This window comes from Streptomyces sp. NPDC002076 (assembly GCF_053593835.1).
On sequence record NZ_JBSFDI010000009.1, the window covers coordinates 186,818 to 202,263 of the forward strand.

A 15,446-nucleotide genomic window follows, 5' to 3' on the forward strand; every position below is an offset into this window, starting at 1 on the left:
CGATGAGCACTCTGAAGTTCACGCGAACCGAGCACTGGGAACGCATCGAGCGGCATCTGGCCGACGCGCGCGGCGAGCGATTCGCCTTTGCCTTCACTAAGCTGCTGCACAACGGCGAGGGCGGTCCCGTCCTCGAGGTCGTCGACATCGCACTCATCGACGACGAAGAGATCGAGCCGAACCACGACGGCTGGCGCCTGGCCGACACGGCGCTCGATCGCATCCACAACCATGCGGTCGCCACCGGACGCGGTCTCGTCGAATTTCACAACCACCGGCTGAAGCCACCAGGATTCTCACCCATCGATGAGCGTGCGCTCGCTGAGATGTCGCCCTACGCGGTCGACCTGCTGGGCGGGACACCCTACGGGGCTGCAGTATGGGCGCAAGGAATGGCACGTGCCGACTGGTGGCGTCCCGGGACCGACGGCGAGCTCGAACGTAAGCCATTCGACACGGTCACCGTACTTGGCGACCACATCAAAGTGCTCAACGCGCCGCCTCTCACCGACACCCGGTTCGCCCGCCAGACCCTGCTCCTCGGACCCCTGGCTCAAGCGGCCGTCGCTGCCTTGCGCGTGGCGGTCGTCGGCGCCGGAGGCACAGGGTCACACGTCGCGCTCGGGCTCGCCTACATCGGGTTCCGTAAGGTCATCGTCCTTGACGACGACCTCGTCGAGACAACCAACCTGAACCGGCTCGTCACCGCCGACCAAGCCGATATCGGCAGCCCAAAGACGATCGTCACGCGCCGCAGCATGCACTCGATCGACCCGAGAATCGAGGTCCAGATTTTCCCCGGGCTCACACCCGCACGCGAACATCCCGAACTGCAGGATGTCGACTTGCTCATCGGCTGCGTCGACCACGATGGCCCGCGGCACCGCCTCAACCAGATCGCCATCGACACATGTACCCCGCTTCTCGACATCGCTACAGGCGTCGATGACCATCAACAGCCTGTCGCGATCGGCGGCCGTGTCTTCTTCATGCTGCCCGGCGCCGCGTGCCTGACCTGCCTCAACGAACTCGACTCGGCGGAGATCTCGCGCTGGGCCAAACCGGACCGTCAACAAGCCGTCGACCGCCTACACGGGTACGGAACCGGCGTCGCCAACCCCTCGGTCGTCTACCTGAACGGACTGACCGTCCATGCAGCACTTGCCGAGCTCGGCGCATGGATTTCCGGTGCCCGCGAGCCAGCGCGATGGCTCGATATCGACCTGTTCGGGTCGGTGAAGTCTCCAGGGACACAGGTCGGACCTCGTCGGATTCCAGAACGTAGTCCCGGCTGCATCGACTGCGGGTACGACAAGTGAGAGCCTCGCGATGGGGGCGAGCAGGGTTTTGTCGCAGCCGATCGCCATCCGGTTGTATCGACGCCCGGTCTGCTGACAGCGGACGGGACGACCTACCCCAGCGTTGAGCAGGGACTTGCTGCGCTCGGTTTCGACGGCGCGTTCGCCGGCACCTACCTGGACTAACTTCGCGCCTTTACTTGCAGAGGCGCCGCTCGGTAGATCCCTACGGTCGCCTAACGCTCCACTCGTCGTGACACTTCCCGACCTCGCGCGCCCAGAAGTCCATCTGCGCCGTGCGGTTGGTTCCAACAGACAGGCCCAGACGCGTAGCAGACGCGTAGAAGCCGGGACCTGGACCCCTCGCAGGCTCGTCGTAGGTCACGAGCGCGCTGAGCAAAGGCAAGCCCTCGGCGTGGCAGGCATCTCCGATCTCGCCCAGCATCTCGTGGAAGGCATGCGACTGAGGGCCGTCCAGCTCGGGCGTGATGCGCACGAGCCTCCCATAGGGGATCAAGGACTGGTTGCGGGCAACTTTGACCAGTTCGGCTCTCAACTGCTCGCGGATGTCGTCCCAGGCATCGTCTTCAACTTCCCAGCGCGCCATAGCCCCTCCCCAGCCTCTACGCACCGCTCACGATATCCGTTGTCAGGATTGATCAACCAAGGAATCAGGGCATCGGCCTCCCGCGGGGCTCCGACGCTGCCGCCGAGCCGGAACGGGGCTGGGAGACCCAGATGCGGACTCGATCAGCAGCAGGCTCAGCAGCCCGCCGTCGAAGACGCGGTAGCGCACCAGGTCGACCCGCTCGTGTAGGCGCTTTACCGCGACCCGGTCGTGGTGCGAGAAGCTGGCCGCGATGCAGACCATCCGCGGGTTCCGCCAGTCGATCGACTCGGCGGCCTCGGAACGCAGCTTCGCCTTGACCAGCGCCTCGAACTCATGACGTGCGGAGTCCAGCCAGGACAGGTAGGAGACGGCCTGCGAGAGGACACCGCCGTCGGCGCCCTTCTTGCACTCGACATTACCGACCGCAGGAACTCGTGAAGCGGCTCTGAACTGCGACGACTCATAGACTACATGTCCGTGATGGTGATGGAATCCGGTCCGGATTGCCCATTCGGGAGGTGTCCTGAGGCGGCCCGTCCTCCATCGAGCATCGAGGCTGACGGGCCCGCTGGCAGCAGAAGCTCGAAGGACTTCGTGGAGTCAGGCTGTATTTATGGGCTGAGCCAGCATCGCTTAACTCGACGGCGTCGGAGCCTTGCCGTAGCGCTCCCAGGCGGCCTGCTTGGAGACTCCGAGCGCCTTGCCGATCTCGGACCATGAATGATCAAGATATGAAGCCCGCTGTGCGGCACTGCGGGCCTGCTCGGCGAACAGACCTCCGCTGAGGCGAATCGCTGACAAGGCCGCCATCGGGCGATCCGCCTCGACGAGTGCATCCAATTCCTTTGCAACGCTGCGGATTTGGTCCGCAAGTGCGCTAGGCATCGTAGTGCTCATCAGGCCGTTCGCGTGGTCAAGTGCCCACTCGGTGCGGGCTGATCGCTCGGCATAATCCTCGCGGCCGGGCTCGACGTCGAGTCGATACTCGGTTGTGCCGGTCCATCCGCAACTGCAGGCCGCGGAAGCGCCAACCGCATAGGGGCTCTCAGGATCGGACTCGTCCAGGACTGTCCGTGAGTCGAAGCGGTGTCCATCAAGGTCGTACTGTGCCTTAAGCGTCATGCCGTCAAGGATTCCTGACGAACATGGCTGCCGTCAAGGATTCCTGACGATTGGAGGGTTGCCTTGGGGTGTGTCCGTTCCCAGCGAAGGTTGGCGGTTCCCGCACGACCTGATAAGCGACCGTGACGAGTCCCGGCGGTTCGGCGCACGAGGAGCATTGGAACGAGAACTGGCGACTGCACAGCACATGCTGTTCTCCCCGCCTCACTGGAAACTGGTCGGCGCCCGCGCGAGGGGTCCACTCTCCCGCAGGCGCGTCACGCCATAGACGGGGCGAGCCTGCTGAGCGTTACAGTTCCGACTCTGCGGGCGGGAGTTCGGTCTCGTTGCGCTTGTGCAGCCAGTCCAGCAGCCGGAATCCGCGCTCGCTCTGCTCGGCGTTCCCCCACAGTGCGGCCGAGAACGCTGCAACGGTGAGCCCCACAACGGTGCCGAGCACGACCATCTCTGGGCTGGTGATTGGCTGGGGCTGGCTTGGGGGGGGGCATCAGGTGTCCTCCGTGTCGGGTGGTACAGGTGATCCAACGCAGGGCTGTTCGGGGCGGGCCGTGGAGGTATCCGGTGGAACGTCCCTTGCCGGCAAGGGCGTTGCGGGTCAGGGTGACGAGGAACATCGACGTCAAAGCACGGGACCGTTCTGCTCACTTCTGCTGGGACCGATCGGATGCCGAGCGTCCCAGCAGAACTGAACGGGCACTGATCAGAGGCGATCCGGCTGATCACCTCAACTGGGAACGGACAAGGTGGCACTTCTGGGTGCCGCCTCATCGATGGCACCCAGGAGGGCTGTATGCCTCATGTCAGGGTGTTGTCCCGGGGGGCGGCGATCTGGGCTTCGAGATCGGCGACTCGTCGGTCCTGGAAGCTGAGGTTGGAGCGGGCGGCCTTGAGTCGCTCGTCGAGGGTGCGGGTGGCGGGCCGCGTCCGTGCCCTTTGGCCGGCCGACGGACCTCAAGGGCAGAGGAGGCCAGGGCCGGGTTCGGATTCACCCACCCGCTAAGGCCGCCGAGCAGCGGACCCTCGAGGCCTTGGCGTCGGACAGGCGCGAGCCCTTCGGCGGAACGGTCTCGCACGATAGGAAGGCTGATTACAGAACGCCCTGTAGCCCGGGCCAGCAGCGACGGAAGCCCAGCTCGCAAGCGGTCTTCGTGATCAGCATCGAATTGCGCAGACACTTCACCGGTTGCCGAGCCCCTTTCGCCGCTTCCTTCAGCTGGGCGCTGGGTCGAGATCGGCGGCTACCGAGAGTGAAGCCTCCATGCCCCACCGTGCCCGGCACTGAACCGGGAAAGATACGGAGCAGCGCGGCATGGTCCGGCTACACCCGGCTAAACCGGGTCTGGACCGCCGTAGGCACCGGTAGGGTAGGCATGCCCGATGCGCTCACGCTGAATGTCGACTGGAGGTTCCACCGTGACTGAACCGTGGCTGTCCGCCGACGACATCGCCGCCCACCTCGGCATCACGAAAGACACGGTGTACGGGTGGATCGCCGAGAAGGGCATGCCAGCCCACAAGCTCGGCCGCCTCTGGAAGTTCCAGGCCAGTGAAATCGATGAGTGGGTGCGTGGCGGGGGTGCCGCGTCATCGAGCGGCCACGCAGGTCCGGGCTGACCTGACGGTTTGCCCACTGACACGAAGGAGGTGTCGGTGGGTCGCCGTATCCTGGACGACTTGCCTGATTTCCGAAAAGAGGTGTGACCCGTGTCGAAAGGGACCGCCCCTGCGTCGCGCTATGCGCTCTCGTTCACCAGCGGCGCCCTCCTCATGCGTGAGGCTGTCATCGCCGCGCCGATGTACCTGCGCGAGCACGACTGGTCGAAGGTGCGCGCGGTGATCGAGCAGGACAACCTGTTGCAAGCTCGCACAGTCGCGTCGGGGCGACGCTTCGCCCGTGAGGTCACCCAGCGGCTCGCCGTGCTTACCGACGACGAGATCGAGCTGCTCATCGACACGACGGCCACCGAGCGCGGACACCTGCTGTGGGTGGCTGCTTGCCGTCGCTATGACCTGATCGGTGAGTTCGCCGAGGAGGTGGTGCGCGAGCGGTTCCTCCTGCTGACACCGACGCTCACGTACGACGATTACGACAGCTTCGTGCGCGGCAAGGCTCTGTGGCATCCCGAGCTGGCTGAAGTCAAGGACTCGACGCTGCGCAGACTGCGCTCGAACATGTTTCGGATGCTTAACGAGGCCGGCCTGCTCTCCGACTGCGGACACCTGCTCCAAGCCGTGCTATCGCAGCGGGTTGCTGGTGCCTTGTGTACGCGGAGCCCGAGCGATCTGCGGTTCTTCCCCACCAATGATGACGTTACAGGAAGGGCCGAGCGGTGACGCCGACCGAGTTGTCCAAGCAGGAAGAGCATCTGTTTCAGGTGCTCAGTGGCAAGCGGTTCCTCCAGATGGAGGGCCTGAGCAACGAGGTGCCGTTCTTCATCTACCCCTACGACCCCGAGGGCGCCCTCGTGGTCGCGGGGGCCAAGAAGCGCATCAAGAACCGACTGGCCAACAAGGGAATCGAGGTCCGTGAGATCAATCTCTACGACCTGTCGGTGGAGATGCTCAAAGAGCGCGGAGTCTGGGATCGCCTGCTCGCCCTCGAACCGGAACAGGACAAATCCGACTTCCGCGAGCTGCTTCAGGGGATGCTCGACCCGCAGGACCACATCTCACCTGCGATCCGCGCCAAGCTCGCCGAGGGCGACTTCGACATCTTCTTCCTCAGCGGCATCGGCGAAGTCTTCCCGTACATCCGCTCACACAACGTGCTGAACAACTTGCAGAGCGTTGTGACGGGTAAGCCGATGCTCTTGTTCTTCCCTGGCCGCTACGAGCAGTCCGACACGTTGGGGTCGTCGCTCGTGCTGTTCGGGCGACTCAAAGACGACCAGTACTACCGAGCCAAGAACATCTTGGAACAGGAGGCTTGACTCGATGAAGCTGAACGCGATCTTCGCCAAGGATGTCCAGCGTCCGATCGAGGGCGTCATCAAGGCTGACGACACCGCGCATCTGGGCACTGAGGTCGACGAGTACGTCCTGACCAACGAGGCGGCCAAGGGCCTCGAACTCCTGCTTGAGGCGTACACGAACTACACCAACGCGAACGGTGTGTGGATCTCGGGCTTCTTCGGCTCCGGTAAGTCTCACTTGCTCAAGATGCTTGCCCACCTGCTCGGCGACGTAGACGGGCAGGAGTTCCCGCGCGAGCGCGTGTCCGAGAGCTTCCGGTCGAAAGCGCAGGGAGCGTTCCTCCCGGCCTTGTTGACGAAGGCCGACCGCATCCCCGCCAAGAGCCTGCTGTTCAACATCGATCAGAAGGCGACGCTCATCACGAAGGACCAGAACGACGCACTGTTGAAGGTGTTCGTCAAGGTCTTCGACGAGAGCTGTGGCTACTACGGCAACCAGGGCCACGTGGCGCGATTCGAGCGGGACCTGGACAACCGCGGCCAGTACGAGGATTTCAAGGCCGCGTACGCACAGATCGCGGGACGCGACTGGACGCATGGCCGCGAGGAGGGTGTCCTCGAAGAGGCCAATGTGGCCAAGGCGTACGCCGAAGTCAGCGGCCAGACCGAAGGGACGCCGACCAACATCCTGACGAAGTACCGCAGCGAGTACGCGGTGTCGATCGAGGACTTCGCTAACGAGGTCAAGGCGTGGGTCGACAAGCAGGACGAGGGCTTCCGGCTGAACTTCTTCGTGGACGAGGTCGGCCAGTTCATCGGGTCCAACACGCACCTGATGCTGAACCTCCAGACGATCGCCGAGTCGCTGAACACCAAGTGCCAGGGGCGAGCGTGGGTGTTCGTCACTTCCCAGGAGGACATGGACAAGGTCGTCGGCGACCGCACCAAGCAGCAGGGCAACGACTTCTCCAAGATCCAGGCGCGATTCAGGACTCGAGTGAAACTCACCAGCGCCGATGTTGAGGAGGTCATCCGCAAGCGTCTTCTGGAGAAGAATGAGGCGGGCAAGTCCGCCCTCGCGAAGATCTACGCTGAGCAGCACGCGAACTTCAAGACGCTGTTCGACTTCGTTGACGGTGCGAAGACCTACCGCAATTACACCGACGAGGCGCACTTTGCCGGCACGTACCCATTCGTCAGCTACCAGTTCCCGCTCTTCCAGGCGGCGATAGAAGGCATCTCGGACCACAACGTGTTCGAGGGCCGCAACAGCTCGGTCGGTGAGCGCTCCATGCTCGGCGTCGTGCAGCAGGTCGCCAAGGACGTCGGCGATGTCGAGGTCGGCAGACTCGCGACCTTCGACCACATGTTCGCGGGCATCCGTGCCTCGCTGAAGTCCGCCGCGCAGCGCTCGATCGACGTTGCCGAACGCAACCTCGACAACGCGCTTGCTGTGCGCCTCCTCAAGGCGCTGTTCCTGGTCAAGTACGTCGAGGGCTTCCACGCGACCCCGCGCAACCTGACCGTGCTGGTCTACGACCAGTTCGGCCTTGACCTGCCCGCCCTGTCCAAGCAGGTACAGGAGGCCCTGACGCTGCTGGAGACCCAGACATACGTGCAGCGCAACGGCAACGTCTACGTGTACCTGACCAACGAAGAACAGGTCATTGAGGAAGAGATCAAGAACGTCGACATCGACGCGTCCGAGGTCAGCGGTCGCCTGTTCAAGATGCTCACGAGCGATGTCATCCGCACCAACAAGCTTCGGTACGCCAAGAATGGACAGGACTTCGCGTTCGGCTACAAGCTCGATGACCAGGTGTATGGACAGCAGCGCGAGCTGACAGTTCACTTCATCACTCCGGAGTACCCGTTCGGCCCCGAAGAGACCCGGATGCACAGCGCCGGCAAAGACGAGTTGCGCGTCATCCTGGAACCCGACGAGCGTGCCCTGTCCGACCTGCGGCTGCTCATCAAGACCGAGAAGTACACCAAGCGCAAGCAGACGACCTCGCTCTCGGCGATCGAGGACCAGATCCTTCGTTCCAAGGCGACACAGAACGTCGAGCGCGAGAAGGAAATCGTCGAGCGCATCCGCCGGGCCATCGGCAAGGCAGACCTCGTAATCAACGCCGCCGACGTGACCTCCGCATCGCAGGACGCCATCGCTCGTGTGACCGATGGGTTCCAAGACCTCGTCAGCCGTACCTACACCCAGCTCCGCCTGCTCGGCGGGGCGACTTACAGCGAGCAGCAGGTCGCCACGTTCGCCAACCCCGACCAGTCGGGCATGTTCGACGACCCGTCGCTGTCGATGCTCGCTACCCCGGGCGACGAAGTGTTCTCGTTCGTTCTGCAACGAGACCGGCTCGGCGAGCAGGCGACCGTCAAGACGATTGTGGGTGCGTTCCAGGCAAAACCCTACGGCTGGGATCTTGCCTCGATCGAGGTCGTCATCGCGTGGCTTGTCGGCACCTCGAAGCTCACGATCACCGTCGATGGGAACACCCTGAAGCGCACTGAGGTCGCGACGGTGCTGCGCAACACGCAGAAGCACTCGCATGCGGTGGTCGCTCCGCAGAAGGCCTTCGACGAGCGCAAGGTCGCGATGTTCCGCAAGTTCTGCAGCGACTTCTTCGACGAGGCGACCGCGCCGAAGGACCCCCTGGAGCTGGCCCGTCACGGCGGCGACAAGCTGCGCGGCAAGCTCGACGAGCTGAAGGCTCAGATGAACGGGTCGAAGTACCCATTCGTGGAGCAGCTAACCGCACCGATCGCGTTGCTCGAACAGGCCGTCGGTAAGCCCGACGAGTGGTACCTCACCGAGTTCGGTCTCGGTGACGAGCTGCTCGACGCCAAGGAATCCGTGACAGACCCGATCCAGTCGTTCCTCAGCGGAGGCCAGCGGGTCATCTACGACGAAGCTGTCACGCTGCTCACGGCGAACACGAACAACCTTGGCTACTTGCCCACCGGTAGCGACGCCGATGTCAAGCGGCTGCTCGGAGATCCCAATGCGTTCCGTGGCAACCGCATGACCCAGCTCAAGCAAGCCGCAGAGGCACTCAGCAAGCAGATCGGCGAAGCACTCGCGAGCAACCGGGCCACGGTGATTCAGGCGATCGAAGGGCGCAAGGCGGAGGTGCTCGGCAGCGTCTACTACGCGAACGCCACCGAGGACGCACAACAGCGGGTCGCGAGCAAGATCGACCAGATCATCGCTCGCGTCGAGCGGGAGACGCAGATCGCCCTGGTCCGCGAGGTGGGCAACAGCTTCGAAGAGACGACCTACCCTGAGCTGCTCGACCAGCTCGTGTCCTCCACACGCCCCACGGGCGACGACGGCCCCGTGCCGGCACCCGTCAAGCAAACCGTTTCGGTCAAGACCATCACTGTGCCGGGTGTCCACGGCGTGCTGGAGACGATCGAGGACGTCGACCGGTACCTCGACGCGCTCCGTAGCACGCTGCTGTCCACACTCAACGACGGAAAGCGAATCGCACTCTGATGGAAACCGCTCCGCTCAAGTCCTTCGCCACCTGGGCGCGCACCGCACTCATCCGCGAGGTTGCGGCCCGCATCACGGTCGTGCTCGCCCCTTCCTCGCCCGAGCGTGTCGAGCAGCGCAGCGCCGTCGCGGCACTGGAGAAGGCCGTCAACGCTGCCGGCGGCGGCGACGCGGGCCGCGAGACCGTGGCCGACAAAGTTGCCTACACCTGGTTCAACCGCATCATCGCGCTGCGGTTTATGGATGCCAACGGCTACACCGGCATTGGCGTCGTCTCACCCGAACACGGCCGCGAGGATGGCCAGCCGGAGATCCTCGCGGAAGCCAAACGTGGGAACATCGACAGCACGGTCGTCACCAACACGCGCACCGCCGAGACTGTGACGAGCCTGCTCAATGGTACGCGCCGAAGCGACGACCCACAGGGCGAGGCGTACTCGCTGCTGCTCGCGGAGTACTGCCGTCACTGGAATCGCTCGATGCCGTTCATGTTTGAGCGTGAAGGCGACTACACCGAGCTGCTCATCCCCGCGAGCTTGCTCGCAGACGACTCCGTGCTAGCCCGGGCCGTCACCGTGCTCACCAGGGACGTCTGCCAAGACGTCGAGGTCATCGGTTGGCTGTACCAGTTCTACATCTCCGAGCGTAAGGACGAGGTCTTCGCTGGGTTCAAGAAGAACAAGAAGGCCGGCGCCGCCGAGATCCCGGCCGCCACCCAGCTCTTCACCCCGCACTGGATCGTCCGCTACCTCGTCGAGAACTCCCTCGGGCGCCTATGGCTGCTCAACCGGCCCAACTCGCGGCTCGCCGATCAGATGGAGTACTACATCGCTCCGGTCGACAAAGAGACCGACTACCTCACGGTTGCCGGCCCTGAAGAATTGAAGATCATTGACCCCGCATGTGGCTCCGGTCACATGCTCACCTACGCGTTCGACCTGCTATACGCCATATACGAGGAAGAGGGCTACGCGCCGTCTGATATCCCGGGGCTCATCCTCGCCAACAACCTCTACGGGACCGAGATCGACCCCCGTGCCGGTGCGCTGGCTGCGTTCGCGCTCACGATGAAGGGCCGCGCTCGTCAGCGAACGTTCTTCAACAAGCAGGTCGAGCCGAACATTTGCGTGCTCGAACCCGTCTCGTTCACCTCCGACGAGCTGGATGCCCTCGTCACCGGCAACGGTGACCGTGCCTCCGAGGAGGCGTTCTGGAACCAGTTCGCGCACGCGGACACCTTCGGCGCCCTCATCCGGCCGAAGAGAGCCGTGGTTGAGTCGGTCAGGCAGCGCTTCCAGGTGAGTAACCCCGACGACCACGGACTGTTCGCGCAAGATCTGCGTGAGCGTGCCGAGATCGTCATCAAGCAGGCCGCTTACCTGTCCCAGCCTTACGACGTGCTGATCGCCAACCCCCCATATATGGGCGGCAAGAACATGGCGTCCCGCCTCGCCCAGTACGTCAAGGAGGAGTATCCGAGCACCAAGTCCGACCTCTTCTCCATGTTCATCGAGCGATCGTTCGACATGGTGGCGTCCGGCGGGTATTCCGCGATGGTGACGATGGAGGCGTGGATGTTCCTCCTCACATACAAGGAGCTCCGCGAAACGATCGTCACGCGCAAGAGCATTCGGAACATGGTGCACATGCCCTACGTCGGCAAAGGCAGCACCAGCATGGGCATCAATTTCGGGACCGCGGCCACCGTGATTCAGAACGTGCCCGATCATAGGGCGAAGGCCACGTTCCAGTGTGTCCGCTATTACGAGACGGACTCAACCGGCGTTCCCCTGACGTTCCCTGTCACCAATGAGCGATACGCGCTGTTCGCGCCGAGTGAGTTCACGGCCGTTCCGGACATGAGGATCGCCTACTGGCTGTCCGCCCAGATGCTCAAGGCGTTCTCTCTGGGGAGGCCACTCGCGCAGGTCGGGGTACCGCGGCAGGGAATGGCGACTGCGGACAACGAGCGTTTCCTCCGCCTGTGGACCGAGGTGAGCGCCGACCGCTTCGGCCCTGGCCTCACTAGGGAGGAAGCCGCGGGAAGCGCGTTCAAGTGGTTCCCTTACAACAAAGGTGGCGACTACCGAAAGTGGTACGGGAATCATGACTGGGTCGTCAACTGGGAGCATGACGGCCGGGAGCTGATGGCCGAGCGCCCCAAGGCGGTGATCCGCAGCCCGCAGCTGTACTTCCGCCCATCGGTGTCCTGGTCGAAGGTCGGGACAGGGCTGCCCGCGTTCCGTCTCTTTCCGACCGGTTTCATCTTCGCCGACGCCGGCTCGTCGATTTTCGGGAACGAACGGGACCTGCTGCACCTGGCGGCGATCTGCAATGCGACCGTCGCCCGGGAGATGCTGGCAGCGACGTCACCGACCCTCAACGTCGAGGTGGGCACGCTCGCTCAGCTGCCGGTCGTCGACGTGTCTGACACCGCCGTCTCCTCCGTCGAAGAACTCGTCGACATTCACAGAGCCGACTGGAACAGCCGTGAGACGGCATGGGAGTTCGGCGCCCTGGACGTCGTGGCCGACGGCGAGAGCCTACTGCGGAAAGCGGTCGCCGATGCGCTGGAACGCGGCATCGCCGTCGCCGCTCGTGCGCGGGAACTGGAGACCCAAGTCAACGCGGAGGTCGCCGAAGCATACGGCCTGGCGTCTGAGGTCGACGTCGAGGTATCGCTTGACCGCATCACGCTGCACTGCAACCCAGTCGCCCGCTTCGGGGAGGGCAAGTCAGCAGCCGAGCAGGAGAAGCTGTATGCCCAGCAGCGGGCCGGCGATCTCGTCTCCTACGCGGTCGGCTGCATGCTCGGGCGCTACAGCCTCGACGAACCGGGGTTGATCCTCGCCAACCAGGGCGACACGCTCCAGGACTACATCGCGAAGGTGCCGGACCCGTCGTTCTTGCCCGACAAGGACAATGTGATTCCGATCGTCGATGGCGATTGGTTCGAGGACGACATAGTGGCGCGATTCCGCCAGTTCCTTCGGGTGGCGTTCGGCGAGCAGCACTTTGAAGAGAATCTGCGCTTCGTCACAGAGTCACTCGGCGTCAAGAACCTGCGCGACTACTTCGTGAAGTCGTTCTACAAGGACCACGTTCAGCGGTACAAGAAGCGCCCGATCTACTGGATGTTCTCCAGCCCCAAGGGATCGTTCAACGCCCTCATCTACATGCACCGCTACACGCCGTCGACCGCCTCGACCGTGCTGAACGAGTACCTGCGCGAGTACAAGGCGAAGTTGGAGGCCAGCCGACAGCACCACGAGCGACTCGCCGCGGGGACGGGCACGGCTCGGGAGAAGGCTGCCGCGCAGAAGGAGGTCGACCGCTTGCGCAAGGTTCTGCTTGAGCTTGACGAGTACGAGCACGACGTGCTGTACCCGCTGGCGACCCAGCAGGTACAGATCGACCTCGATGACGGCGTGAAGACCAACTACCCGAAGCTCGGTGCCGCCCTGAAGAAGATTCCCGGCCTTGAGGCAAGCAATGACTGAGACATCCGCCGTCCGGTCACACCTGGAGCATCGTTTCGAGACGCAGCGGGTGGTGTTCTGGCACGACCCCGAGGGCGAGTACGCCGCTGACCTCGACTCACTCGGCTTGGATGGCGTCGACATCGTGCGTGTCGCCAACGACGAGTATGCGGTCAAGCACCGGCTGCTGCACGTGGAGCCTGACACGAAGTTCCTCGTCTACCGCTCGGGTGCCGTGCCGACAGGGATCGGCAACTGGTTGCTCGACCTGGAGCTGGCCTACGGGGTGTTCACTGCGGACCGGACCTCACTGGTGCAGCAGGAACTCGGGCTCGCCGCCGATGGCATCGGCGAGGTCGTGCGGGCACACGAGAAGTTCTTCCGGGCGACGAAGCGAGTGCAGATCCTCAGGGAGCTGCTCCATGCAGGCGATGATGCGCGGCTGCTGCAAGCCAAGATGTCGGCTGTGCTGCTCGGGCAGCGTGAGCACAGTCTCATGGAGATCACCCGCACCCTGCTGGTCGAGAATGCTAATGGTGCGGAGGCGAAGTACAGCATCCTCGTCGAGTACGGCCTTGACGACTTCTTCTGGCAGGGCGTCGCCTCGATCTACGGCTACGAGTCGCAGAGCCCGAGCATCGACGACTTCGTACTGTGGATGTTCCGGCAGGCGATTGACGGGTTCAAATCTGAACGTCCCGGCGGGCTACGGAACATCCAGCTCGACTTCGGAAGCCTGCGCTACGACGTCCGTAGCCAGAAGGCGATGACCACGCTCGCGAAACGCGTAGCCCGAGACCTGGACTACGCGAGCACGATCGAGGACGCAGACTTCCAGGACCTGCTGGGCAATGACCTGTTTGAGGAAGTCGACCGGAAGATCATCAGTGATCTTGCGCGTGCGGTCGCCGACCGCACCGTCGCGGCCCGCGAGATCGCTGAGGTCATCCGCAGCCGCCAGACCAGCATCTGGATCGACGGGTACCGCAAGCTGTACGCCGCGATCGGCAGCGCCTCCGACCTGCTGACCGCGCTCAGCACGCTCAGCCTGTCGATGCAGTCCTTCGACGAGGGCTTGGATCGGTACCGGCACGAGTGGTTCCGCATCGACCAGCTCTACCGCCAGTTCACCCACGCGGCCCGCACCGCCGAGTTCGCCGGACCCCTGGAGGGACTGCGAGCACAGGTCGAGTCGTTCTATGCGAACAAGTTCCTTTACACCCTGGGCGCCGCTTGGCAGCAGCATGTTGATGGAGTCGACCGGTGGCGTTCCGCTTTGCTCCGGCCGCAGACCTCGTTCTTTGCTGACCACGTCAGGCCCATCACACGGGACGGCCGTCGTAAGGCCGTCGTCATCATTTCCGATGCCCTGCGCTACGAGATCGCCGACGAACTGGGTTCGCGTATTCGCCAGGAGGACCGTTTCGACGCGACCCTTGATGCCGTTCTGGGTGTGCTGCCGAGCTACACCCAGCTCGGGATGGCCGCGCTCTTGCCGCACACCACGATCGGATACGCCGGCAAGGGCGATCGCGTCGATGTGGACGGCCAGCCGTCTGCAGGGACTGACAATCGCAGCAAGATCCTCGCCAGTGTGATGGGCACGGCAGTCCCCGCCGAAGACCTGCTCGGTATGACCCGCGACGAGATTCGCGAGCTGTACCAGCAGCACCAGGTGCTGTACGTCTACCACAACCGCATCGATGCGATAGGGGACAAGCAAGGTACCGAACGGCAGGTGTTCGAGGCCGCGGAGAAGACGCTGGAGGAGCTCGTCGACCTCGTCAAGCGCCTGACGAACGCCAACGCGACCAACATCCTCGTGACCGCCGACCACGGCTTCCTCTTCCAGGACTCCGCGCTCGACGACGCAGGCTACCTATCCGTCGCCCCCCAGGGCGACAACATCGCCGTGCAGGCACGCCGCTACGTGCTGGGCACAGGGCTGAAGACGGACCCGGCGTTCAAGACGTTCAACTCAGCGCAACTCGGGCTCGACAGCGACTACGAGGTGCAGATTCCCAAGTCGATCCACCGACTGCGACTCAAGGGCTCCGGCGCGAGGTTCGTCCACGGTGGGGCAAGCCTCCAGGAGATCGTCGTGCCGGTGCTCGCCATCAACAAGAAGCGCAAGAGCGACACTCGGCTGGTCAACGTCGAAATCCTGCCCGAGTCGGACAAGATCACCACCGGACAGTTGGTCGTCAAGCTCTTCCAGACCGAGCCGGTCAGCGAGAAGGTCCAGCCACGCACTGTGCGAGCCGGCCTGTACTTCGGCGAGACCCTCATCTCGAACCATGCTCAGCTGGTGTTCGACCAGAAATCTGCTGACAAGCGTGACCGGTATCAGAGCGCCGTCATGCTGCTCAGCCAAGATGCGAACGAGTACAACAACAGGGTGGTCGAGTTCCGCCTGGAGGAACTGATCCCCAACACGACCCAGTGGCGCGTCTACGGCAAGGCGATGTACACGCTGAAGCGCTCGTTCGCCTCGGACTTCGACTTCTAGGGAGGGTA

Annotated in this window: 10 protein-coding genes; 7 read left to right on the forward strand and 3 right to left on the reverse strand. The window is 63.6% G+C overall.

The window, feature by feature from the left end; translation table 11 throughout:
• Window positions 1–2 precede the first annotated feature (2 nt).
• The gene (locus tag ACWCQS_RS20930) at window positions 3–1,319 is read left to right on the forward strand and encodes a HesA/MoeB/ThiF family protein (protein WP_451005801.1); all 1,317 of its coding nucleotides are present in this window, start codon (window positions 3–5) and stop codon (window positions 1,317–1,319) included.
• Window positions 1,320–1,524: 205 nt separating this feature from the next.
• Here the strand turns inward: ACWCQS_RS20930 and ACWCQS_RS20935 are convergent, their stop codons facing one another.
• The 3 genes from ACWCQS_RS20935 to ACWCQS_RS20945 form a co-directional block, all read right to left on the reverse strand.
• A complete protein-coding gene (locus tag ACWCQS_RS20935) occupies window positions 1,525–1,905 on the reverse strand; it encodes a hypothetical protein (protein WP_451005802.1) in 381 nt (126 codons plus the stop codon).
• Window positions 1,906–2,541: 636 nt separating this feature from the next.
• Window positions 2,542–3,030, reverse strand: coding sequence for a hypothetical protein (locus ACWCQS_RS20940; protein ID WP_451005803.1), 489 nt, complete (start codon window positions 3,028–3,030; stop codon window positions 2,542–2,544).
• A 289-nt stretch (window positions 3,031–3,319) separates the two neighbouring features.
• Entirely contained in the window at window positions 3,320–3,469 is a 150-nt protein-coding gene (locus ACWCQS_RS20945) for a hypothetical protein (RefSeq protein ID WP_451005804.1), read from the reverse strand.
• 974 nt (window positions 3,470–4,443) lie between these two features.
• Between ACWCQS_RS20945 and ACWCQS_RS20950 the strand changes: the two genes are divergently transcribed.
• From ACWCQS_RS20950 to pglZ, 6 genes are all read left to right on the forward strand, one after another.
• The gene (locus ACWCQS_RS20950) at window positions 4,444–4,644 is read left to right on the forward strand and encodes a helix-turn-helix domain-containing protein (RefSeq protein ID WP_451005805.1); all 201 of its coding nucleotides are present in this window, start codon (window positions 4,444–4,446) and stop codon (window positions 4,642–4,644) included.
• Between the two features lie 90 nt (window positions 4,645–4,734).
• Window positions 4,735–5,364 carry a DUF1819 family protein gene (locus tag ACWCQS_RS20955; RefSeq protein WP_451005806.1) on the forward strand — a complete coding sequence of 210 codons (630 nt, stop codon included), beginning with the start codon at window positions 4,735–4,737 and terminating at the stop codon, window positions 5,362–5,364.
• Window positions 5,361–5,960: a DUF1788 domain-containing protein gene (locus tag ACWCQS_RS20960; protein ID WP_451005807.1), complete on the forward strand. Its 600-nt coding sequence runs from the start codon at window positions 5,361–5,363 to the stop codon at window positions 5,958–5,960. The genes ACWCQS_RS20955 and ACWCQS_RS20960 overlap by 4 nt, the downstream gene beginning before the upstream one ends.
• 4 nt (window positions 5,961–5,964) lie before the next feature.
• Window positions 5,965–9,450: a BREX system P-loop protein BrxC gene (gene brxC / locus ACWCQS_RS20965; protein WP_451005808.1), complete on the forward strand. Its 3,486-nt coding sequence runs from the start codon at window positions 5,965–5,967 to the stop codon at window positions 9,448–9,450.
• Window positions 9,450–12,950: a BREX-1 system adenine-specific DNA-methyltransferase PglX gene (pglX, locus tag ACWCQS_RS20970; protein WP_451005809.1), complete on the forward strand. Its 3,501-nt coding sequence runs from the start codon at window positions 9,450–9,452 to the stop codon at window positions 12,948–12,950. Before brxC ends, pglX begins: the two co-directional genes overlap by 1 nt.
• Window positions 12,943–15,438, forward strand: coding sequence for a BREX-1 system phosphatase PglZ type A (gene pglZ / locus ACWCQS_RS20975; protein ID WP_451005810.1), 2,496 nt, complete (start codon window positions 12,943–12,945; stop codon window positions 15,436–15,438). The genes pglX and pglZ overlap by 8 nt, the downstream gene beginning before the upstream one ends.
• Window positions 15,439–15,446: the final 8 nt, after the last annotated feature.